The 23,258-nt window shown below is 59.5% G+C and carries 19 protein-coding genes; 14 read left to right on the top strand and 5 right to left on the bottom strand.

What is annotated here, in order from left to right:
• Window positions 1-492: 492 nt before the first annotated feature.
• The gene (locus XaplCFBP3123_RS16950) at window positions 493-1,626 is read right to left on the bottom strand and encodes a PilT/PilU family type 4a pilus ATPase (protein ID WP_104535095.1); all 1,134 of its coding nucleotides are present in this window, start codon (window positions 1,624-1,626) and stop codon (window positions 493-495) included.
• A 98-nt stretch (window positions 1,627-1,724) separates the two neighbouring features.
• Between XaplCFBP3123_RS16950 and XaplCFBP3123_RS16945 the strand changes: the two genes are divergently transcribed.
• The 14 genes from XaplCFBP3123_RS16945 (at window position 1,725) to XaplCFBP3123_RS16880 (ending at window position 17,926) form a co-directional block, all read left to right on the top strand.
• On the top strand, window positions 1,725-2,108 hold the full coding sequence (locus XaplCFBP3123_RS16945; RefSeq protein ID WP_104535094.1) for a DUF4398 domain-containing protein: 384 nt from the start codon (window positions 1,725-1,727) through the stop codon (window positions 2,106-2,108).
• Complete coding sequence (locus XaplCFBP3123_RS16940; protein ID WP_104535093.1) at window positions 2,105-2,995, top strand: hypothetical protein; 891 nt, start codon at window positions 2,105-2,107, stop codon at window positions 2,993-2,995. Before XaplCFBP3123_RS16945 ends, XaplCFBP3123_RS16940 begins: the two co-directional genes overlap by 4 nt.
• Window positions 2,996-3,340: 345 nt before the next feature.
• The gene (locus XaplCFBP3123_RS16935) at window positions 3,341-3,559 is read left to right on the top strand and encodes a YdcH family protein (RefSeq protein WP_002814034.1); all 219 of its coding nucleotides are present in this window, start codon (window positions 3,341-3,343) and stop codon (window positions 3,557-3,559) included.
• Between the two features lie 290 nt (window positions 3,560-3,849).
• Window positions 3,850-5,220: a pyridoxal-phosphate dependent enzyme gene (locus XaplCFBP3123_RS16930; RefSeq protein ID WP_104535092.1), complete on the top strand. Its 1,371-nt coding sequence runs from the start codon at window positions 3,850-3,852 to the stop codon at window positions 5,218-5,220.
• 89 nt (window positions 5,221-5,309) lie between these two features.
• Complete coding sequence (locus XaplCFBP3123_RS16925; protein WP_104535091.1) at window positions 5,310-6,509, top strand: cystathionine gamma-synthase; 1,200 nt, start codon at window positions 5,310-5,312, stop codon at window positions 6,507-6,509.
• Window positions 6,506-7,885 carry a glycosyltransferase family 4 protein gene (locus tag XaplCFBP3123_RS16920; RefSeq protein ID WP_104535090.1) on the top strand — a complete coding sequence of 460 codons (1,380 nt, stop codon included), beginning with the start codon at window positions 6,506-6,508 and terminating at the stop codon, window positions 7,883-7,885. The genes XaplCFBP3123_RS16925 and XaplCFBP3123_RS16920 overlap by 4 nt, the downstream gene beginning before the upstream one ends.
• 92 nt (window positions 7,886-7,977) lie before the next feature.
• Window positions 7,978-8,763 (top strand): ABC transporter permease, encoded by a 786-nt coding sequence (locus XaplCFBP3123_RS16915; protein ID WP_172453337.1) that lies wholly within the window; start codon window positions 7,978-7,980, stop codon window positions 8,761-8,763.
• Window positions 8,760-10,046, top strand: a complete 1,287-nt coding sequence (locus XaplCFBP3123_RS16910; protein WP_104535088.1) for an ABC transporter ATP-binding protein — start codon at window positions 8,760-8,762, stop codon at window positions 10,044-10,046. Before XaplCFBP3123_RS16915 ends, XaplCFBP3123_RS16910 begins: the two co-directional genes overlap by 4 nt.
• Window positions 10,047-10,085: 39 nt before the next feature.
• A complete protein-coding gene (locus XaplCFBP3123_RS16905; RefSeq protein WP_253254230.1) occupies window positions 10,086-12,374 on the top strand; it encodes a methyltransferase domain-containing protein in 2,289 nt (762 codons plus the stop codon).
• A 49-nt stretch (window positions 12,375-12,423) separates the two neighbouring features.
• Window positions 12,424-13,485: a glycosyltransferase family 4 protein gene (locus tag XaplCFBP3123_RS16900; RefSeq protein WP_104535087.1), complete on the top strand. Its 1,062-nt coding sequence runs from the start codon at window positions 12,424-12,426 to the stop codon at window positions 13,483-13,485.
• 20 nt (window positions 13,486-13,505) lie between these two features.
• On the top strand, window positions 13,506-15,254 hold the full coding sequence (locus XaplCFBP3123_RS16895) for a glycosyltransferase (RefSeq protein WP_104535086.1): 1,749 nt from the start codon (window positions 13,506-13,508) through the stop codon (window positions 15,252-15,254).
• Entirely contained in the window at window positions 15,254-15,889 is a 636-nt protein-coding gene (locus XaplCFBP3123_RS16890) for a glycosyltransferase (RefSeq protein WP_253254229.1), read from the top strand. The genes XaplCFBP3123_RS16895 and XaplCFBP3123_RS16890 overlap by 1 nt, the downstream gene beginning before the upstream one ends.
• A gap of 77 nt (window positions 15,890-15,966) precedes the next feature.
• Entirely contained in the window at window positions 15,967-17,001 is a 1,035-nt protein-coding gene (gene gmd / locus XaplCFBP3123_RS16885; protein ID WP_104535085.1) for a GDP-mannose 4,6-dehydratase, read from the top strand.
• Window positions 16,985-17,926: an NAD-dependent epimerase/dehydratase family protein gene (locus tag XaplCFBP3123_RS16880; RefSeq protein ID WP_172453336.1), complete on the top strand. Its 942-nt coding sequence runs from the start codon at window positions 16,985-16,987 to the stop codon at window positions 17,924-17,926. Before gmd ends, XaplCFBP3123_RS16880 begins: the two co-directional genes overlap by 17 nt.
• 899 nt (window positions 17,927-18,825) lie before the next feature.
• On the opposite strand, the gene XaplCFBP3123_RS16875 is transcribed toward XaplCFBP3123_RS16880, so the two are convergent.
• The 4 genes from XaplCFBP3123_RS16875 to XaplCFBP3123_RS16860 are packed head-to-tail and all read right to left on the bottom strand — an operon-like array spanning window position 18,826 to window position 23,101.
• On the bottom strand, window positions 18,826-21,009 hold the full coding sequence (locus XaplCFBP3123_RS16875) for a hypothetical protein (protein WP_104535084.1): 2,184 nt from the start codon (window positions 21,007-21,009) through the stop codon (window positions 18,826-18,828).
• 40 nt (window positions 21,010-21,049) lie between these two features.
• A complete protein-coding gene (locus XaplCFBP3123_RS16870) occupies window positions 21,050-21,466 on the bottom strand; it encodes a GtrA family protein (RefSeq protein ID WP_172453335.1) in 417 nt (138 codons plus the stop codon).
• Window positions 21,463-22,413, bottom strand: a complete 951-nt coding sequence (locus XaplCFBP3123_RS16865) for a glycosyltransferase family 2 protein (protein ID WP_104535082.1) — start codon at window positions 22,411-22,413, stop codon at window positions 21,463-21,465. The genes XaplCFBP3123_RS16870 and XaplCFBP3123_RS16865 overlap by 4 nt, the downstream gene beginning before the upstream one ends.
• On the bottom strand, window positions 22,403-23,101 hold the full coding sequence (locus tag XaplCFBP3123_RS16860; RefSeq protein ID WP_104535081.1) for an NAD-dependent epimerase/dehydratase family protein: 699 nt from the start codon (window positions 23,099-23,101) through the stop codon (window positions 22,403-22,405). The genes XaplCFBP3123_RS16865 and XaplCFBP3123_RS16860 overlap by 11 nt, the downstream gene beginning before the upstream one ends.
• Window positions 23,102-23,258: the final 157 nt, after the last annotated feature.

Below are 23,258 nucleotides of genomic sequence, written 5' to 3'. Positions count from 1 at the left end.
CCGCGCGGGAGAAGGGTATGCCGGAACACCGAGGCGCCAGCTTCCGGCCAGGCATTCCGGGCGAATGGCTTACCGCTTTGCGCGACTGCCGATCCTGGTGTCGCCATCAATGAGAGAAGGGGATTGCAACGTCGGTCGAGATGCTTCGGAAAACGCCTGGGCGGGGGCTTGGAAAAACGCAGGTGACGGGCTTTGGAGAAGGCAGGTGATACGTTCTGGAGAAGGCAGGTGTGTGCTTCGGAGCAGGTCATGCGCGCTGGAGAAGGCCGCAACGCTGGAAAAGGCGCCTCCAACCGCAGCGGCGCTGCCCCTGGGCCGTACTGACGTTCCGTGTTACCGACGTCTTTCTGCTTCTCCCGCGAGCGGGAGAAGGTGGCGCGCAGCGCCGGATGAGGGTGCCTGCAGCAGCGCCAGCACGCCGGAAACCCCAGCGCCGGCAGCCGTGATCCATCAATCAGTCCTGGCGCATGCCGCGTCTCGCCACCGGATCAATCAGATAAAGCCGTGGCTGATCTTCGGTGCCGCTGCTGTTTCGTAATCCGCGTACGGGTCGTGCTCGCCGGAGCCGCCTTCGGACAGGCGGAACTTCAGCGCCAGGCCATCGCGCGAGTCGGCCGCGCGCAGCGCTTCCTCCTGCTCGATTTCGCCGGACTTGACCATGCGGAACAGGCATTGGTCGAAGGTCTGCATGCCTTCTTCCAGCGATTCTTCCATCGCCTGCTTGACCTCGTGCACCTGGCCGCGGCGCAGCAGGTCGCGGATCATCGGCGTATTGAGCAGTACTTCGGTCGCCGGCCGGCGGCGCCCGTCCACGCCCTTGACCAGACGCAGTGACACCACGGCGCGCAGATTCAGCGCCAGGTTCATCAGCACGTTCTTGTGCGCGCTCTCGGGAAAGAAATTGAGGATGCGCTCGATGGTCTGGTCGGCATTGTTGGAGTGCAGCGTCGCCAGGCACAGGTGACCGGTCTCGGCAAAGGCGATCGCCGCCTCCATGGTCTCGGCATCCAGGATCTCGCCGATCAGGATCACGTCCGGCGCCTCGCGCATCGCGTTCTTCAGCGCGCTCTGGAAGGCATGGGTGTCCAGGCCCACCTCGCGCTGGTTCACGATCGACATCTTGTGCTTGTGCAGATATTCGATCGGATCCTCGATGGTGAGGATGTGCCCGGTGGTGGTGCTGTTGCGGTGGTCGATCATCGAGGCCAGCGAGGTCGACTTGCCCGAACCGGTCGAGCCGACCACCAGCACCAGTCCGCGCGGGGTCATGATGACGTCCTTGAGCACCTGCGGCAGATTCAGCTCTTCGATGCTGGGAATCCGGCTGCGGATGGCGCGGATCACCATGCCTACCTCGCCGCGCTGCTTGAACACGTTCACGCGGAAGCGCCCGGCGTCTGTCAGGGCGATGGCCATATTGAGCTCCAGTTCGCGCTCGAACTGCGGTACCTGGCCTTCGTCCATCAATGAATAAGCGATTCTCTTGACCATTCCCGGCGGCAACCCCGTATTGCCCAGCGGGTAAAGCTTGCCTTCGATCTTGATGTACACCGGCGCGCCGGTGGTCAAGAACATGTCCGAGGCATTCTTTTCGGTCATCAGCTTCAGGAAGTAGCCGATATCCATGCGCAATGGTTCCCCAACAAACAGCAGCGTCTCGTTGCAAGTCCGCCGCAGGCTTCCGACAATGGCCGTGCTCGAGACTTCTCGCTACGGCTCCCCTAATGACGGCTAGCTTCGCATACTTGCGGCGATCCCTGTATGGCATCGCCTGTTTCATGGTTGTTTCCTCTCCTGCTGCTGCCCAGGTGGCACCGGAGCTCACCGCCGCCGAACAGGCCGTGCAACGCGCCACCCAGGCCGATGCCGACCAATACGCCCCCGATCTGGTCAACCTGGCCCGCCAGGAACTGATGCAGGCCCAGCAGGCGCAACTGGACAAGCGCCAGCGCAAGCAGGTGCCACAGATCGCCTTGCGCGCAGCGGCCGACGCCGATCTGGCCAAGGCGCGCAGCGAAGACGCGGTCGTCGCCGCCCAGCTGGAACAACGCCGCAAGGAAGTGGCGCAACTGCAGAACAGCCTCAACACCGGGGAGGCTGGTCGATGAAACTGCGTCCGTTTCTCTATCTCGGTGTGCTGAGCCTGGCCACCCTGCCGCCGCTGGCAATGGCCGCCAAGGACGACCCGCAGGCCGACGCGCTCAACCGGCGCCTGACCGCGCTGCAGAGCGACCCGCAGACCAATGAACTGGCCCGCTTCGAGCGGCTGCAGGCGCAGCAGAGCGTGGCGGCGCTGGCCGAGGCCAAGCGGCGCGACCGCGACGAACTGGTGTTTCTGGCCGACCGCCGGGTCGAAATCGCCGAACTCACCGCCCGCACCGCGCTGGCGCGGCGCGAGCTGAATCGGCTGGAAGGCACCCGCAACGACCTGCTGATCGAGGCCAGCCGCCGTGACGCCTCACGCGCGCGCCAGGAAGCTGAACGTCTGCGCGTGCAGGCGCAGATCCAGGCCGAAGAGGCCGAGCGCATGCGCCAGGCTGCCGAACAGGAGACCCTGGCCCGCCAGGACGCCGAGCTGGCGCTGACCAGCGTGGCCGGCAAGCAGACCGCCAAGCTCAATGCGGCCCAACAAAAAGCGGTGCAACTGGCGCACGAGGAAGCCGAGCTGGTGTCCGGGGCCAAGTTGCCGTCCGCCAAGTTCGACAGCCGCGGCGAAGTGTTTTCGCTGGGCAGTGGCGCGTTCGGTGGCAAGGCCGCGCTGTCCGGCGATGCCGCAGGGCAGGCCAAGGCGCTGGCCGAGTATCTGAACATCGGCAAGAAGGGCCGGGTCAGCATCGTCGGCTACGACAGCGATGCGGCCACGGCCAAGAAGCGGGCCGAAGCGGTGCGCGACGCGTTGGTGGCCGCCGGCGTTGCCAGTGCGCGTCTGCAGGTCAATGGCACCAAGGCCGCCGCCAGCAAGACGCGCGCTGCCGAGGTCGTTGTCTCGCCGTAATGCAAGTGGTTGGAAGTTAAGGTCTTTTAACCCGGGCATGACGGCCGGTTGAACCGCGGTCACCGATTGACGCAGGGAACGGCAAAAGCGGCCGTTCTGGCCTTGAACCCCCTCCGCGACCGGCGTAGGGTCGTACTCCCGGGCAGCACTCCGCTGCCTGGAAGTACGGAGGGCCGGGCCAGTGACGCAAGGGCACGCATCAACGCGATTCGGTGGACAGCTTGTCGGTACCGCCAGTGCGCTTGCCATTGTGATCCGCGAGTCTTCCATCCCCAAGCAGCGCCCCGTGCCGCCCGCGGCCGGGGCGTTCTTGTTTTAAGTGTTTCAAGTGAAGGAGGTAACGCCATGTTCGAAGGGCAACCGCAGACCGAAATCGACGCATTGGTCAAGTCCGATCCCGAGTTCAAGCAGCTGTACCAACGCCACAAGCTCTTGAACAAGAAATGCATGGATGCCGAACTCGGGGTGCTCCCCATCGACGACGTGACCTTGGGCCAGATGAAGCGCGAGAAATTGCAGGCGAAAGAAAAGCTCACCCGGATGTACGACCAGCTCACCCACTGATCCTTCCCCACCGTTAGAACAAGTTCACCGTCGCGGGCGGTGGCGGCCTCCTCGTCGGCTTGCCACCGTCCGCGTCTTTATCTGCGCAACCCTCGTGTCACGCGGCTCGCAAGCTGGGGCGAACGCCCGCCTGACGACCGCGCAGTCAGGTCGTTGCTGGTCCTTGCAGCGCTCGTTGAGCCCGTTCGTTCACGAGCCGGCGCGATCGGTTCCAGTCTGAATGAGCATTCCCCAGCCGTTCGTCGGATAATGGGCGGCCAAGCCCCGCGCGACGCAGTGACGATATTCCGATGGCGATCCATTCCTCCGTACTCGAACTGATAGGCAACACGCCGATCGTCAAGGCACAGCACCTGGACACCGGCGTCTGCGAGCTGTTCCTCAAGCTGGAGGCGGCCAACCCCGGTGGATCGATCAAGGACCGTATCGGCCTGTCGATGATCGAAGCGGCCGAACAGCGCGGCGACCTCACTCCCGGCGCGACCCTGGTCGAAGGCACTGCCGGCAACACCGGCCTGGGTCTGGCCTTGGTGGCCCAGCAGAAGGGCTACCGGTTGATCCTGGTGGTGCCGGACAAGATGAGCCGCGAGAAGATCTTCAACCTCAAGGCCATGGGCGCCCAGGTGGTGCTGACCCGTTCGGACGTGGCCAAGGGCCACCCGGAGTACTACCAGGACCTGGCCGCCAAGATCGCCGCCGAGACCCCGGGCGCCTACTTCATCAACCAGTTCGGCAACCCGGACAACCCGGCTGCGCACGAATTCGGCACCGGCCCGGAAATCCTGGCGCAGATGGACGGCAAGCTGGACGCGATCGTCTTCGGCTGCGGCAGCTCCGGCACCATGACCGGCCTGTCGCGCGCGTTCGCCACCGCATCGCCGCAGACAGAGCTGGTGCTGGCCGACCCGGTCGGCTCGATCCTGACCCAGTACATCGAAGAGGGCACGGTCAGCGAGAAATCCGGCAGCTGGCTGGTCGAAGGTATCGGCGAGGACTTCCTGCCGGATATCTCCGATTTTTCGCGGGTCAAGAAGGCCTATTCGATCACCGACGCGGAAAGCTTCCACACCGCGCGCGAGTTGCTGGCCAAAGAAGGCATCCTGGGCGGCTCGTCCACCGGCACCCTGCTGGCCGCTGCACTGAAGTATTGCCGCGAGCAGACCACGCCCAAGCGCGTGCTGGTGTTCGTCTGCGATACCGGCAACAAGTACCTGTCCAAGATGTACAACGACTACTGGATGCTGGACAACGGTTTTCTGGAGCGCCCGCAGCATGGCGATCTGCGCGACCTGATCCTGCGCCCGTACAACAAGCGCGACACCGTGGTGGTCGGGCCGAAGGACCTGCTGACCACTGCCTACCAGCGCATGAAGCTGTACGACGTCTCGCAGCTGCCGGTCATCGATGACGGTGAGCTGGTCGGCATCGTCGACGAGAGCGACGTGCTGCTGCATGTGTACGGCGACGAGGCGCGCTTCCGCGATCCGATTTCCACCGCCATGGTCAGCAAGCTCGATCGTCTGGATGTTGCCTCGCCGATCGAAGCGCTGCTGCCGGTGTTCGACCGCGGCCAGGTCGCCATCGTTATGGACGGCAACCAGTTCCTGGGCCTGATCACCCGCATCGACCTGCTCAACTACCTGCGCCGCCGCGTGCAGTGACCGCGTAGCGCCGCGCGCCCGGATGGGACGCGCGGCACCGGCCATTCAGACCTGCTTGTTACAATCCGCCACTTTGTCCGGGAACCTCCATGTCCAATCGCACCACACCCAGCCACGATGGCGAGCGCGAACTCTCGCTCGCGACGCTGGCGATCCATGGAGGGCAGTCGCCGGATCCCAGCACCGGGGCGGTGATGCCGCCGATCTATGCGACGTCCACCTACGCGCAGTCCAGCCCTGGCGAGCATCAGGGCTTCGAGTATTCGCGTACCCACAACCCCACGCGCTTTGCCTATGAGCGCTGCGTCGCGTCGCTGGAAGGCGGCACGCGTGCGTTCGCGTTCGCCTCCGGCATGGCCGCCACCTCCACGGTGATGGAACTGCTGGACGCCGGCAGCCACGTGGTGGCGATGGACGACCTGTATGGCGGCACCTTCCGCCTGTTCGAGCGCGTGCGTCGCCGCACCGCCGGCCTGGATTTCAGCTTCGTCGACCTGACCGATGCGGCCGCGTTCGAAGCGGCGATCCGCCCCGAGACCAGGATGGTGTGGATCGAGACCCCGACCAACCCGATGCTCAAGCTGGTCGATATCGCGGCCATCGCCGCGATCGCGCGCAAGCGCGGCTTGCTGATCGTGGTCGACAACACCTTCGCCTCGCCGATGCTGCAACGCCCGCTCAGCCTGGGCGCCGACATCGTCGTGCACTCGGCCACCAAGTACCTCAACGGTCACTCGGACATGGTGGGCGGCATCGCGGTGGTCGGCGATAACGCCGAACTTGCCGAGCAACTGGCCTTCCTGCAGAACTCCATCGGCGGCGTGCAAGGGCCCTTCGACAGCTTCCTGGCCCTGCGCGGCCTCAAGACCCTGCCGCTGCGCATGCGCGCGCATTGCGAGAATGCCCAGGCGCTGGCGCAATGGCTGGACACCCACCCCGCAATCGAAAAGGTGATCTACCCCGGCCTGGCCTCGCACCCGCAGCACGCACTGGCCCAACGCCAGATGTCCGGCTTCGGCGGCATCGTCTCGATCGTGCTCAAGGGCGGCTTCGACGCGGCCAAGCGTTTCTGCGAGAAGACCGCGCTGTTCACCCTGGCCGAATCGCTCGGCGGCGTGGAAAGCCTGGTGAACCATCCCGCCGTCATGACCCATGCCTCCATCCCCGTGGCCCGCCGCGACCAGCTTGGCATCAGCGATGCGCTGGTGCGGTTGAGCGTGGGGGTTGAGGATGTGGGGGATTTGCGCGGGGATCTGGAACGTGCCCTTGAGGCGTCTCGTTCTTCATGACTGCGTCGCCGCAACGACAGGACTTGTTCGCGTATTGGCGGAGCGGGCTGGCCGGCCTTCGCCTGCAGTCGTGGGTACGCCAACAGTCCTGGTTGCAGCGTATCTATCGCGTTTTCCCGCAGCGTTGGCGCGACCGCGTTTCTTCCACGCTGTCCGCCCGCTCTTTGGTTCAAACGCGGTTTCAGCGCACCGCCGCCTGGGAGCTGTGCGCGAAAGGCGCTGACGCTTCCTTGCCGATGGACGCTGATATCTCCGTCACCCGGATTCCATCGGTGGGGATCAACATTGTCGGCTATCTCCGTGGCGAATTCGGGCTGGCGGAGAGCGCAAGGATGTATGCGCGTGCGCTGATCAGCGCGCGCGTTCCCGTGTCGTTGTATGACCTGGACATGGGGCTTGCGCACTCCTGGGACGACCGGAGTCTGGATGGTCTCATCGACCAGCGCATGCCGCACCAGGTCACCGTTGTCTTCGTCAACCCCGACTACCTTGAAGCCGCGTTCGAGAAGATCGGCCGGGCCCGCATGGAAGGGCATTACGTCATTGCGTGCTGGTTCTGGGAACTTGAAGTGATTCCGCCAAGTTGGCTGAGTGCCATTGCGCTGGTGGACGAGATCATGGTGGCCTCACGGTTCATCGAGGATGCATTTCGCGGCGTTACCGACAAGCCGATCATGCGACTTCCGCTGCCGCTCTCTGATCAGCGTGATAGCGGCTTGCAGAGACAGGACTTCGGGCTGGGGACGGAAACCTTCGTCTTTCTTTTCACCTTCGATTTCCATTCCTTCGTCGCCAGGAAAAATCCCCAGGCCGTGGTCAATGCGTTCAAGCATGCGTTTCCCGACGGCCGTGACGACGTGCGTCTGGTCGTGAAGTCAAGCAATGGGCATATGTACCCCGAACAGATGGCAGAACTTCTGAGCCTGGTCGCGGCTGACAAGCGGATCCTGCTGCGGGACGAGGTGATCGACAGGATGCATGTGCGTGCGCTGCAGCGATGCTGTGACGTGTATGTATCGCTGCATCGGGCCGAAGGCTTCGGGTTGGGGCTTGCCGAGTGCATGTCACTCGGTAAGCCGGTCATTGCAACGGGCTGGTCGGGCAACATGGAGTTCATGACGGACAGCAACTCCTGCCTCGTAGACTACGACCTGGTGCCGGTTGCTGGCCGATATCCGGAGTCGGATGGCGCGCGCTGGGCAGAGCCGAGCATCGCATCTGCCGCAGCTGCGATGCGTCGGCTTGCGGACGACCCGTTACAGGCGCGGCGGCTGGGCGAAGCAGCCAGGGCCGATATCTGCGCAAGGCTCGCTCCCCGAAGCGTAGCGGAGCACCTGCTGGCAAGGGCTGCGAAGGTGGTCGCGTCAACGCACTGACGGTGACTGGTTTTGTCGACCCTGTGATGTAGCGATCTGGTTACCCCGCTTCACCGAAGTAGTGAACACTTTCAGAGGTAGCAACGTTGGACATGATCCGGTCCGTATGGGCCTTCCGATACTTCATCCTGTCGTCGATCAGGAATGACCTGCGTCTGCGCTTCCTGCGCAGCAAACTCGGCGCATTGTGGATGATCATCCACCCGCTCATGCAGGTGCTGATCTTTGCGACGATTCTTTCCGAGGTGCTGGCCGCGAAGCTGCCAGGCGTCAACAACAAGTTTGCTTACGCCCTGTATCTGATGGCCGGAACGCTTTGCTGGACCCTGTTTGCCGAATGCATTGGCAAGTGTGTTTCATTGTTCGTGGATAACGGCAATCTGATGAAGAAGCAGGCTTTCCCGCGGATATGTCTCCCACTCATTGCCGGCGGCACCGTCATGGTGAACAACCTGCTGCTGTTCCTGGCAATCATCATCGTGTTCGCTATCCTGGGGCACACCTTGGGGCCGCAGGCAGCCTGGCTGCCGCTGCTGATGCTGCTGACATTGGCTTTCGCGATGTCGATCGGATTGCTGCTCGGCGTCTTCAATGTCTTCGTGCGTGACATCGGGCAGGTCGTGCCGGTCGTTCTGCAGGCAATGTTCTGGGTGACGCCTATCGTTTACACCATCGATATCCTTCCCGCGCAGACCCAGGAACTCTTCAAGCTCAATCCGCTGTTCCCGCTTGTCAGCGCATATCAGGGAGTACTTCTTTACGGACGTTCCCCTGCGTGGGTCGAGCTTGTCCCTCTGATGCTGGCGACCCTCGTCCTGTGTGCCCTGTCGTTGGTCATTTTTCGCCGCGCGAGTGCCGAAATGGTGGATGCCCTATGAGCCAGGTATTGATGGTTGAAGGGCTTGGGAAGTCCTACCGTGTCTGGGGTAGCGAGTGGCTACGCGCCGCCAGCTGGTTCGGGTTGAAGGTCAAGCCGCGGGAGGAGCATTGGGTTCTGCGGAATGTCGGGTTTTCGGTCGCTCCGGGTGAGTCGATCGGGATCATGGGGCGCAATGGCGCCGGAAAGAGCACATTGCTCAAGTTGATCACCGGTACATCGCAACCCACCGAAGGACGAATCATCCGGCATGGCCGTATCGCCGCGATTCTTGAGCTCGGCATGGGTTTCAATCCGGACCTGAGTGGCCGGGAGAATGCCAAGCATTCTGCCGGGCTCATGGGTTACACATTGGAACAAATTGACAAGGTGTTGCCCGAGATACAGGAGTTTGCCGAGATCGGAGAGTACTTCGATGAGCCGGTACGCACCTACTCAAGCGGTATGCAGGTGCGCGTCGCATTTGCGGTGGCCACGGCATTTCGGCCCGATATACTCATCGTCGACGAAGCATTGTCAGTAGGTGACGCCTATTTTCAGGCGAAGTGCTTCAAGCGCATTCAGTCTTACAAGGACGAGGGCATGACGCTCATCCTCGTCAGTCACGCGGTCGGAGATGTTGTCAAACACTGCGATCGTGCCATTCTGATCAAGGACGGCAGCGTTCACGCGGATGGGCCTTCGCGAGAGGTCTCGAACCTTTATCTGGACGAGTTGTTCGGCAAGAAGCCTGCATCGCTTCAAGCACAGGCCGATGATGCACCAGGTCAGATGCGCGCTGGCGATGAGGATATCTTTCATGCACGTCCTTACTACAATGCGGGCGAACATCGTTGGGGGCAGGGCGGTGCGCGAATTCTCGATTATGTCGTTGTCAGCGGCGGGGAGGAGTTTCCTGCTCGCGTAGAGAGTGGTACCAGGACGGTATTCTACGTCAAGATCGCCTTCGATCAGGATTTTGACAGTGTAGTTCCCGGGTTTTTGATCAAAACACTCGAGGGTCTATTCCTTTACGGTACCAATTCCTTCCTTGCCAGTGAAGGGCGGGCCGGGATTTCAGTAAAGGCGGGACAGGTAATTGTCTGCAAGTTCAGCATGCCTCTCGACCTCAATGAAGCGAACTATCTGGTCTCACTCGGCATTTCCAGTGGTGACCCGCTTGTGGAATTGACGCCGCTGGATCGTCGCTACGATGCCATCGTGCTGAACGTCGCAAGGGGGATGCAGTTCTGGGGGATGATGGACCTCAAGGCCGATTTCGAAATCGTAGAAGCTTTGTCATGACGGCGTCGGGATCTACCATTACATCAGAGAACATCAGTCATGACTGAAACAATGCATATTGGCGCGCGCGTGGCCGCTCTGCCTGAGAAATATCAGCCGATTTTCGGACACCCGGAGCTTTCGGAGGGAAGTTCGCGTGGTTGCGAAGACAGGTTTGTGCTGATTCGCGAGTGTGCGCAAAAGCTCCAGGGAGAACTTGGTCGCCCGCTGCGGGTGCTGGATCTCGGCTGCGCCCAGGGATTTTTTTCCTTAAGCCTTGCGGCCGACGGGCATCAGGTTCACGGTGTGGACTTTCTGGATCTCAACGTCGATGTGTGCCAGACGTTGGCCCAGGAGCACCCGATGTTTGCTGCGTCTTTCGAGCACGGCACCGTGGAAGACGTTATCGCGCGGCTTGATCCAGACCAGTACGACCTTGTCCTGGGGCTGAGTGTCTTTCATCACCTGGTGCATTCCCAGGGAATTGCGCGAGTGGCTGGATTATGCCGCAGGCTCTCCGAGGTCACGGACGCCGGGATCTTCGAGCTGGCATTGCGTGAGGAGCCGCTGTACTGGGGGCCCTCTCTGCCGCATGACCCCGCGGAGTTGCTGACCGAGTACGCCTTCACCAGATTGTTGTCGAGGCAGGCAACCCATCTGTCTTCGATTTCCAGGCCGCTATACTTCGCCAGCAGCAAGTTCTGGTATGTGGGAGAGGCTGTCGGCAGGTTCAGTTCCTGGTCGGGCGAGGCGCATGCCTATGGGCGCGGGACGCATCAGTACAGCAGACGCTACTATTTCGGCGACAACATGTTCGTCAAGAAGATGACGATGGGAATCGGTGGACGCGCCGAAATAAATTGGCAGGAATTCAATAACGAGGTCGAGTTCCTAAGAAATCCTCCTGCGTCGTATCCCGTACCACGGCTTATTGCGGCTTTGGACGATGCATCGGATTTGTTCCTCGTCAGGGAGATGGCCGGCGGGCGCCTACTTTCGGAGTTGATCGACGACGGCTCTCCCTATGATCCGGATAAAGTAGTCTCCGAATTGCTTGAGCAATTGGTAATGCTCGAGCGCGTGGGTCTCTATCACAATGACGTGCGCTGCTGGAATGTTCTCATTTCGCAGGAAGGCAAGGCCATCCTGATCGACTACGGCGCCATTTCTGCCGAAGCCACCGACTGCTCCTGGCTGGGCGACTTGTTGTTGTCCTTCCTGATTACGGCCAAGGAGATACTGCAACGTCGCATTGTTCCGGCCAGTCCCGGTCGGGAACCGGCGTTGGACCTCATGACGCTTCCTCCCCGTTATCGCAATGCCTTCATTCAGGCATTTGGGAGCGACCAGGCACGCTGGACATTTGCAGAGCTACAAGAGTGCCTGGCGCGTTCTGAACCCGTTGCATTGCATGCGCCCGAGTGGACATCGCTTTACAGCCACATGCAACAGGCGTTGCTGAGCTATAACACACGCCTTGGAGCCCTCTATACGCAGAACGAGCATGACCGTGTTGAGCTCGCGGCACGCGCATCCTTGATTGAACGCATGCAGGTAGGTGCTCAGCAGGCTCAGGAAAAGCTTGCAACCCTTCAGCTGGAAGCAGAGACAGCCGATAACCGCTATCGCGATCTGGAAAAGGTGAGTAGCCAACTGCAGGAATGGGCAAAAGACCTGGAAAAGCGCACTGCAGAAGCCGAGGACAGGGAGAAACGGCTTAACAAGGGCATGGCGGATCAGGAGGCTGAGAACGCAAGGCTCGTCTCGCAGATTTCGGTGCTCGAGTCCGAGCTGGAGGAGCGTCAACGTGTTCGTGAACTGTCGGAACTGCTTGCCGCTGACCTCAGTCGACTTGTCGAAGAGCGCGATGGCATGCAGGTCAGCATGTCGGAGATGCAGCGCGTCAATACGCAGCACCAGTCAACCATCGACGAACTGCAGACAAAAATTGTTTCTCTGGTTCAGCGCGTCAATAGTTCGGATACCACTAGCGCTGCGGACGCACGCAGGGTGAAGGAGCTTCAGCTGGATCTGTCCCATCGTGTGCGGGCGCTTGAGGAAGCACGGAACCGTATTCGTGAACTTGAGTTGGCAGTGGATATCCTAGAGGGGCAGATCGGAGAGCTTCATGCGAGCCGCTCATGGCGTGTGACAGCACCTTTGAGATGGGTCACCATGAAGGTGACCAAGCGTGGCGGACCTCTTATGGCTCAGACGCCGCGGCGACTGGAGCGCACAGAGCCCGTGCTTGCGGAGGACGAGGTGGCAACGCCCGCCGATGTAGCAATCGACAAACAGTTGGCAGCGCTGGACCAGTTGGGTAGCCGGATCAGGAAATCGAAGAAGTAGGGCCAGGGATTGCCATGTACCGGCAAGGACATCATGAAGGGGAATGTAGGTGAAGAGAGTTATTGTGCTTGGCGCGCAAGTGCCGTTTGTCAGAGGCGGTGCGGAGCTGCTCAACGAAGAACTCGTCAAGCAAATCAATCTGTGGGGCAAGCAGCGCCAGGTCGTCGCAGAGCTGGTGCAGTTGCCATATAAGTGGTATCCAGAAACAGAAATTCTGTCTTCCATGCTGGCATGGAGGTTGTTGAACTTGAACGAAAGCAATGGTCAAAAAATCGACCTGTGCATCTGTACCAAGTATCCGACGTATGCGGCCTCGCATGCCAATAAAGCGCTTTGGCTCGTGCATCAGCATCGAGTGCTTTACGACCTGGAACGTACGCGCTTCGATCAGCCCTACCTGACCGCGAAGGATTCGGCGGTGCGTGATGCCCTGCGAGCTTCGGATCGGGAGCTGCTGGCGGAGATCGAGCCGCGATATACCATTTCTCAGACGGTCACCGACCGTCTGCAGCACTATAGCGGTCTGGGTTCTGAAGTGCTTTATCCGCCGTCGAAGCTGGCGCCATTCATCACCTCGGGAGACTATGGCGACTACGTGCTGTGTATCGGTCGTCTTGAGTCGATGAAGCGTCCCGACCTGCTGATTCGGGCCGCGAAGCACGTCCCCCATGCGAAGGTGGTCATCGCCGGAACCGGTGCCAGCGAGTATGCGCACTCTCTGGCACCGCTGATACACGAGCTGGGCCTGGCGGATCGCGTCGAGCTTGCAGGCTTCGTGGAAGATGAGAAGCTGCTTGAGCTGATTGCCAACTGCCGTGCGGTCTTCTACTCGCCGGTGGATGAGGATTACGGGTTTGCGACATTGGAAAGCTTCGCCGCCTATAAGCCGGTCATCACGGTTGACGATAGCGGTGAGGTGGGCAGGATCGTCGAGTCAACCGGTAGCGGCTGGGTCACAAGCCCTACGCCGGAGGCGATCGCTGAAAGCTTGCTTGATTGTTATGCGAAAGGGCCTGCGCAACTTCGCGCATTGGCCGAGGCTGGTCAGCACATGAGTACCTCCATTACCTGGGATCGTGTGATAAGCAATCTGGTGGAGAGCCGGCTTTGAGTACGCGGTTTCGCATCGCGATGGTCGGGCCGCATCCTCCGGAGCGCTCAGGCATTGCCGAGTACACGGCAGGCCTGTCGAATTTGCTGCGCGACCAGGGCGTGCAGGTCGATGCATTTACCCTGGACGATCTCACTCGCCTCGGAGTGGCCGTGGTCGTCGGCAGATTGCTTGAAGCCGATGCAATCGTGTACCAGATGGGGAACCACCCGGCGTTCCACGGCTGGATGCTGCCCTTGATGGCGGCAGCGCCGGGAATCGTGCATCTGCATGACCTCGTATTGCATCACATGGCCGCTGGAGTGCTTAACGACGAAGACCGTCTGCTCAACGGCGACTATCTTGGCCTGCTGGAAAAGTGGTGCTCGGTCACCGATGTTCGGACCGCGAGCCTGGCGCTTCGTAGTGGATCGCCTGTCTGGAATCGGGAAGACGTGGTGCGTTTTCCGCTGCATCAAGTGGCCACCAAGTTGGCCACTGAGGTTGTGGTGCATTCGCAATATGCGGCCGATCGCGTCAGTCGGGATTTCCCCTGGCTTCCCGTCACAGTAGTGCCGCAACTGTACCCGTTCGTTGTTCCGCACCGTGTCCGCGACGGCCTTCGTACCATCGCACTGCTGGGTGGTGGGCACACCAACCGCCGCTTCGATTGGGTCGTGCATGCACTGGCAATGATCGACGCCGATCTGGATGAGCCGATCACGCTGGAGATTGCTGGTCAGGTGGAGACGGCGGTACTCTTGCAGTTGGAAGGTCTCGCCGACTTGCGTAATGTGCGGCTGGTCAAGCACGGTCATGTCGACGACGATCAGTTCTGGAAGGTATTTGAGCGCGCGGATCTGATGATTGCGCTGCGCGAGCCGACGATGGGCGAAGCGTCGGCAGTTGTGTGCAAAGCGATGCAGGCTGGCCTCCCGAGCGTCGTATCCGATCACGGGTGGTACGCAGAGTTGCCAGCTTCGGTGAAGAAGATCGCACCGGACGCGGAATGCCCGCATGCCCTGGCAGGATTGCTGCGGCAACTGGCACTTGACCCAGCAGCGTATGCCGCATGGGCCGAAGAGTGCTCTGATGCAGCTAGGCGGCCAGCGCTGGATCCGTACGTCGCCACTGAGCTGTATGCGCGTCTGCTGAGACACCATCGTGTCGTTTCCGACTTCAGGAACCGTGTTGCTGATGCGATCGTGAGCCTGAAAGTCGAAATCGACTCGCCGCTTGCCGAAGAACTCCATCGAATCGATGTGCTGAGCGGCTTGCGGGGAGACCGCTGGGTGAATCCGGCCCTGGCAGCATTGAAGGATCAGGAACTGGATCCGCATGCGCGCGTGGTGGGGGCAACAGTGGGACCCTATCCCTACAGTGAGCCGTTGCCAGAAGAGGCCTTTCAGGGGCAGGCTGCCGTTGCTGAGCAGGAGGTGCTGGTTGCCGAACCGTCCAGCATGGTCTCCTTGCGTGTCGAATTGACCAACAACAGCGAATACTCCTGGTTCAGTCCGCTCGGTCACGCACTGCGACCGTTTGGCATTTATCTCGGACACTTCTGGATTCATGCGGAAACACCGACGGCGGTAGCCGAACAACCTCGCCATTTTATTCACGATGCTGTCGCGCCGATGTCTTCTGCAGTTCACGATCTCACAGTCCGCGCTCCGGCAGTCGCAGGTGACTACTACCTGGAGATTGATCTAGTCCAGGAGTCGGTCTGCTGGTTCAAAAGTCGTGGCTTCTCACCGGCCCGACTTCTCATTCGAGTAGAAGCCGCTCAATAATGAGCGGCGTACTCATCCACCACAGGTCCTTACCGATGAAAAACATTATGAAATCTCCTGTTTCCTTCGGCTCCGTCGCCGTACTGGCGACGGTGATTGCGTTCACTGGCTGCTCAAAAGCCCCGGAGGCAGAACAGCCAGTTAAGGCCGAGCCGCAGCAGGCTGCCCAGACCACCGAAGCTGGCGGCATGTCGACTCCGTTGACGCAAGAGCAGGTTGGCGCACGCTACGCCATTGCGTCGGAGCCGGTACTGATCAACAACGGCGAAGTGGTACGGATTGCAGTGTCTGTCACCAATTCGGGCAAGGTCGCCATCAACTCAAAGGGCACACTGCCGGTCAATCTCGCTATTTCCTTGGTGGATGATTCGGGCAATTTCTCGAACCGGGACTTCCTGCGCGCTCCGCTTCCTGCCGAGGGGATTACGTCGGGTGGTTCCGCTGAAGTGATCGCAGATGTGCCCAGCCAAGCAGTGATTGGGAAGACCCTGCGAATCGGCCTCGTCCAGGAATCGGTGGCGTGGTACAGCGACTTCAAGGTGGATTCGCTCGATTATGGCCCCCTGACTTCATGCCAGGACCAGGGCAAGAAAACGGTTTGCGGTGCGGGCGGAAAGCCTTTGGCCAAGCGCTGAGACTCGACGATCATCGGAACGGGCCGCGTTCAGTCTCGGCTTGATTCTGGAACTTATAAGTAACCAAGAGAGGGATGATGAAAACTGCGTTGATTACCGGCATTTCCGGCCAAGACGGGGCCTACCTGGCCCAGCTGTTGTTGGATAAAGGCTACCGCGTGTTCGGCACATACCGCCGTACTAGCTCGGTCAATTTCTGGCGGATCGAGGAGGTGGGAATTGCAAATCACCCCAATTTACACCTGATCGAATACGACTTGACCGACCTTGGTTCAAGTATCCGTATGCTTGAAAGTACGGGCGCCACCGAGGTTTACAATCTGGCGGCTCAAAGTTTTGTGGGCGTCTCGTTCGACCAGCCGACGACGACCGCGCACATCACCGGTATCGGCCCGGTCCACCTGTTGGAAGCCATTCGACAGGTGAACAAGGACATCCGGTTTTACCAGGCCTCAACATCGGAAATGTTCGGCAAGGTGCAGGCGGTCCCGCAGATCGAAAGCACGCCGTTCTATCCTCGTAGCCCCTACGGCGTTGCCAAGCTGTATGCGCATTGGATGACGGTGAACTACCGTGAGAGCTACGGCATCTTCGGCTCCAGCGGGATTCTGTTCAATCATGAAAGCCCGCTGCGCGGCCGCGAATTTGTGACACGAAAGATCACCGACTCGGTGGCCAAGATCAAACTTGGACGGTTGGAATGCCTGGAACTGGGCAATCTGGATGCCAAGCGCGACTGGGGTTTTGCGCGCGAGTATGTGGAAGGGATGTGGCGCATGCTTCAGGCTGATGAGCCGGATACCTTTGTTCTGGCGACAAATCGTACCGAAACCGTCCGTGACTTCGTCAGCATGGCCTTCAAGGGTGCTGGAATTGACGTCGAATTCCGCGGCAAGGATGCAGATGAAACTGCAGTGGATGTCGCTACCGGCAAGGTAGTGATGCGCATCAATGCGAAGTTCCATCGTCCTGCAGAAGTGGATTTGCTGATCGGCGATCCTGAGAAAGCAACTCGCGTTCTCGGCTGGAAGCCTGAAACCACGCTGGAGCAGCTTTGCCAGATGATGGTCGAGGCTGACCTCAAGAGGAACGAGCATGGCTTCTCGTTCTGATCTGAACGGCAAGCGGGTTCTGGTCACTGGCGCGTCCGGTTTCACCGGCCGCTATGTGGCTGATGAACTAAAAAATCTAGGCTGCGAAGTGCTGGGGCTTGGCGGCTCCGATCAATCCGCACCGGACTGGTCTATCGGCCTTGCCTCTGTCGACCGTCATTACCAGGTCAATCTGCTTGATCAGGATGCTTTGCGTGAGGTGCTGAAAACTACCCGTCCAGATATTATCATTCACTTGGCTGCCCTTGCGTTTGTAGGGCACGGAAGTGCAGATGATTTCTACAACGTAAATTTGATCGGCACGCGTCATTTGCTGCAGGCAGTGGAAGAGGCTGAAATTTCTCTTGAGCGGCTCCTCATCGCCAGCAGTGCCAATGTTTATGGCAACTCCTCGGAGGGGCGTTTGGATGAGTCGGTTCCTCCTGCACCAGCAAACGATTACGCTATCAGCAAACTGAGCATGGAGTACGTGATTCGGCTTTGGCAGAGTCGGTTGCCCATCACCGTAGTAAGGCCATTCAACTACACGGGTAAGGGCCAGTCTGAAAATTTCCTAATTCCCAAAATCGTCTCGCACTTTGTCAGGCACGAGCCGCGGATCGAGTTGGGAAATCTGGATGTGTCGCGCGACTTCGGCGACGTCAGGGCGGTGGCATCCGCCTATGGCAAGCTATTGCAGTCATCCGATGCCATCGGTCGTACGGTCAATGTGTGCTCTGGAACGGCTTATTCCCTTCGGGAGGTGATCGACCTGTGCACACAGATCACTGGCCATTCATTGGAAGTTTCGGTGAACCCGAAGTTCGTCCGTAGCAATGAAGTCAAGATGCTATGCGGCGATAACGGATTGCTGCAGGAACTTGCCGGGAGCTGGACGTCTCCGCCGCTGCGGGAAACCCTGGAATGGATGCTCGAAGAAGGCTGAGTAAAGCTCGGCCTCGCGAAATGCTGGCAGCTAGCTGGCTTCGTGATCTATCTACGCGTGTGCGACGCACAGGAGTCTAAGGTTCGGTGACTGATGTGGCAGACAGCCTACGTCACGTTGGGTATGACGTGACGTAGGTTGGTTGGTAGACATGCGATCAACGGTTGATCTGAGATATATGATTCCGCGGCGTGCGCTGTCAACCAGGTGCAGAGGCGCGCACCTGATACGGGTCAAGTAACGTCAAGTCCGACTGCATTTGCTGGCTTGCCCGACCAGGGCCGGCGACTGCTAGGGCGTGCGGTCCAATAGCTGCATAGACCTGAGTGAAATACCCAGAGCGCGCGCGTCCGAAGACATTCCAAGCTCGACTGGGGAGGCTGGATGATCGAAGCGCAGTTCGACCCTGACTTCATCGCCAGCCGCCAACTTTGGTAAAGCAATGCTGATCAGTTGCGGCTCTGGCGCTGACGCTGTGAGGGTCTGGTTTTGCCAGTTGCCGCCATTCACACGAATATTAACAACCATGGATTGGCGTCGTGGAGCCCATAGGCCACCAGCCTGCATAACAAGCCGGGCGCCTGCGGTCGCCGACTTTTCCATTCGCATTAAAAGGCCCGCATCCTCGCCAATGGACCATACTCCGAACGGTTCATCTCTTGACCAGCCATTTGTCAGAAACGGCCGTAGGTCAGCAGGACCTATCCTATCACCTGCCGAAAGAACTGCAGACCTAGTTGAAGCAGCATCCAGAGAGGACTCAGTCTCTCTTGCCGTACAGCCTGGAAGTAATAGGCATAAGACGGAAGCCAGGAGTGCAGCCTTAATATCGCGATTTGCGGCAGTCATTTTGAATCCCGTATGCCAATTGTGCTTAAAGCGATGCATATTTCTTTTAGTTAGTCAGTCAGCTCGATCGGAGCGAATTTGATCCAATCGAAGGCCATGCCGAATCCGGATGAGTGATTATCGACTGGAAGCACGAAGGTAGCCCTGTTGTTGCCATCTTTTAGGAAGGATGAGGGCAATTCTCCATAAAATTCATTGGCAGTGAGCCAACTTAGCCGCACCACGTGGCCGTTCACTGAAACCGCGAGCTCCTCCGGGTGGATGCCAGGGGCTATGGACATGACCTTTCCGCGAACCCGATACATTCCGCTAGAGGGCTTTAGGCGGAATTGAAGCCACGGATTCTCCACCACGTTCCACGAGAACGAAGCCTGTTCTACAGGCCCTTCAGGCTGCCATTGGGCATCCTGCCATCCTCGTCCGGGTGCAGGTACGTCCAAATTCCACCAGCGGCCGAAATCCCACCTGAAGCTTGCCTCGCGTTCTCTGTGGCGGAACTGATCGAAAGCAAGAGGCCAAGGAGACGGGGCGAGCATGGCGCGATAGCGCTGCGAAACGGTATCGCTGCGCAACGAAAGCTCGTCTTTGCGCGCGTCACCCAGCCGTACGACGCCGTCTTCGGGAATACGCATGATCTGCGTCTTGCTCTTGTCCGCGCGGTACAGAACGCTTTGCGGCGGCGACGTATAGTCGGGCCCATCAACAGTTGCGCCTGAGCTGAACTCCCAATGATCCGGGTACTCGACGCACTGACCGGTGCGGCCTCTTTCATCCGTGTGTTGCCAGTCGTTCTCAGGTTGATTGCAGATCTGAACCCGGTTGATCGGCTTGCCGTACAAGTACGTCAGGGCGTTCATCATGTTTTCCCGGAGCGTCCACACGCTGTTGATCTGGTGGGAACCATCAAGAATGAGGAGATCGCGTTCGTTGGCGATGTCCGGCAGGCTTACGGCCACGTTCTTGAGGGCTCTGCGTTGTGTATCAGAAATCTGTGTGTAGTGATGGAACTGGAACATTTGCGCCGCCATGCCCAGTACGATCAATACAGTGCCCAACAACATCGCCAGGGTTCGACGCGCTCCAGATAGGAGCATGACCAGAGCTACCGTCGCCAATGCTCCGCCTGGAGTAGCGAAGAGGAAGGTGCGTTGACTGATACTTGTATGCGCCGGCGACGCAAGGAAGGGAAGATAGCCGACTACGGCAAACGCTACGCCGGTGAAAAGCACCCGTAGCGACCAACGTACGTCGATTTGCTTTCCCGACGTTGGTGTGAGCATAGGTTCGCGTATGTAGCTGAGCGATGCCACCGCCATCAACGCAATCGCCGACAGATACCAGAAGCTGCGGTACTCGACGAAGAGAATCCGCCCGGCGTCGATCCAACCGCCCACTACACTTCGCCCGATGCCAGTGTAAAACAGCACGTGGGCGCGGTCTTTGAGCCAGGCAATGCCACCGGCTTGGCTCTCTAGCAGATGCCCTTGGTAGGTCGAGCCAGTTTTAGCAACATAGTAGATATATGCCGAACACGCCAATATGCCTATGCACCAGACCAGCGAAACGTACCAGCGGCGTAAGGGGAGTTTGACCGTCTCCGCTAATCCCAAGCGACACCAAAGCAACAGCAGAGGCAAGATGGCGTATGCCAATGCCACTTCATAGATCAGCGCGGCGACAACCATCATTGACGTGGAAACAAGCGATAACAGGATGGTCCTGCTCTTGCCGGCTATCAGCTGACTTTCATATGCGTGCACGATCCCTATCACGCCGGCAAAGGCCAGCAAGACAGACCAGTTGATATGGAAGGAGCGGAACGACAGCTGCATTGTATCCGCGGGATAAATGATCACCAGCAGCGCCAATAGCGCAGCGTAAAATCGTGAGCGCAGCAGCCACCATCCCATGATTCCGCCGCACACGCCCTTCAACGCCAAAGCCAGCATCTGCAACAGATGCATGGCGAAAAAAGAATTTGGTGATAGTTGGTAAGCGATCGCGTTGGGCAACAGCATGAGAGGCCGCATGCGATGAGTGGGGAGTGGCCCGCCCTCGCCGACCCAGTAGAACACGCCGTGGCGAGTAAACAGGCTCAGAAGATCCCATTCCTCGATATGCCCCATCATATTGAAGCCGAAGGGAAGCCAAAGCAGCATGACGATCGCTATGGAGCAAGCGATGAACAGCATGGTGCGTTGGGAAGCGTCGTTGCGGGAAAGAAGGTTGGACATTCGATGGCTTGTTTGGTTGCAGTTACGGCGTAGGTTGGAGTTAGACGTGATCGCGACGTCGGTCTCGGTTGAAGACCCAGAAATTCATCACGAGAAACACCACGACAGGCACGACGACGGCCGAGAATGCAATCCCCCACGCGTAATGCAAATGCAGACTGTTCACAGCCACGCCCATCCCGATGATGGACAAGGCGAGGTTGAAGCTGTGCAGCAAAATGAAGCGCAAGCCTTCCGAACTCAGATGACCAGAGGAGACGAACGTAAAGCTGCGGTGCGCGACGAAATTGATTGGTACCAACAACAGGTAGCAGAGCGCCGTCGCCATGGTCGGCTGCATGCCGAACTTTGATACAGCCAACCAGGTGAGCGCACTGAAGGCAACGGTACTGGCGCCGCCAACGATGCAAAAGCGCAAAAAGCGTGCGGCCAGGGCGCGATGGCGCTGCGGTATCACTGCACGTTCTCTTGCTCTTGGCCGACGTTGAGCTGTTGGCCCTTTATGTATTGAGGACGATTGCTGACGTTCAGCAGCACGCGCCCCACATACTCGCCCACCACGCCTAACGCGAGTAGCTGGATGCCGCCCATAATCAATACCGCGACGATCAATGAGGTCCAGCCGATGACGGTATGCGGCCAAAGCAGCTTTTGCAAGATCAGCACGATGGCGCACAGGAAGCCGAGGCCGGAAGAGACGATTCCTGTCAGCGACGCTACCCGTAATGGCGTGATCGAGAAGCTTGTGGCCATCTGCATCCACAGCGAGATTGATTTGCGTAGGCTGTATCCAGACTTGCCATCGCTTCGGGCGTGGTGCTCCGCTTCTATGGTGGTGATATTGCTGGTGCTCTGGACGATAAGGCCATCGACATAGACGAAGGGGCCGCCGTAGCGCAATATCTCGTCACGAACTTCGCTGATCAAACCGCGAAATGGCGAAAGATACAGTCCGCGAGGTTTGGCGAGCAGCCACGAAGCCATGCGGTCATTGAACTGGCTGCCCAGGCGCTTCCAGAGAGCGTGTCGCCGGCTTTTGAACTGCACGTAGCAAACATCCGCGCCACTGCGCAGCTCTGCCACGACGCGCCCGATGTCGGACGGCGAGTGCTGCAGGTCGTCATCCATGGTGACGATGTAACGGCCGCGTGCCACGCCGAATCCGGCCATTAACGCATTGTGCTGCCCCGCATTCTTGCGCAGCCGGACTCCTTTCAACCAGGGCCGGGAGGCGCACAGCGCTGTTATGACCTGCCAGGAACTATCCGGGCTGCAGTCGTACACCAGTACAACCTCGAACTTGTCGGTGAGTCCGGTCAGCGACTCCTCGAGTTTCTCGGCAAGCGTGGGCAGGATGGTGGCGCTGCCATAGACCGGGATGACGACGGAAATATCAGGTTGCATCGCTCGTTCCGTAGTATTTGCGGATCAGCCTGCCGATGTATCCGGGAGAGGAATCAATGCCGATGGCAGTTGCATAACGAACAAATGGCGCCGGATCAGGCATGGCACCGCCGCCTCGGTCCACAAAGTCGATGGTTGCCTTCTTGCCCAGCGTGGCCTCCAGCATCGAGACCAGCTCGAGCAGGGTGATGTTTTCTGGCGGAGCCAGATCCAGCACAGCATTGGCCTCGAGGCGGCGCTCAACCAGATGAAGGGTTAATCGGGCGACATCTTCTACGTCGATCAGGCAGCGCACTGCCTTGACCCAGATGCGCAATGGCTCCGCGTTGCGGATGCCACTGGCGAGATAGTTGGACAGAGTGTGAGGGTTGTCGGTGCGTCCCACGACTTGAGGCAGGCGCAGAATCAGATACTCGTCCCGTTCCGCAATCAGCCGTTCCATTCTCAGCTTGTGTCGGACGTAATGGGTTTCTGCGCGGTCGGGGTCTGTCACGCTGCACGTGCTGAAGTACACGAACCGGCCCCGCGCCTCGTCCAGAGCCTTGACCAGCAGACGTGCTTCCCTTTCGAATGCCGCAGGATCGGTCTCGGACGAATTGGACACCCCGGAGGCGAATACCGTGGCGTTGAGCTCAGCGAGCCTATCTGCTGCGAAGGATCTGGCCAGCAGGCCATTACCGATGATCACTTAATTACCAATTCCCATTTATCGACGTTGCCCTTATGCAGCGCTGGACAACTACAAGGCCGCCGACGCCATACGATCGTCCCGGGCCAACACTTGCTTCGGCCGCGGCGTGTCCCCATCAGGCATGAAAGCGGCGAGTAGTGGCGCCGCCACGCTG

The sequence above is a fragment of the Xanthomonas arboricola pv. populi genome (genome assembly GCF_002939945.1).
GTDB classification, from domain to species: Bacteria; Pseudomonadota; Gammaproteobacteria; order Xanthomonadales; family Xanthomonadaceae; genus Xanthomonas; species Xanthomonas arboricola_A.
This window is presented reverse-complemented; position numbering and strand designations above follow the sequence as displayed.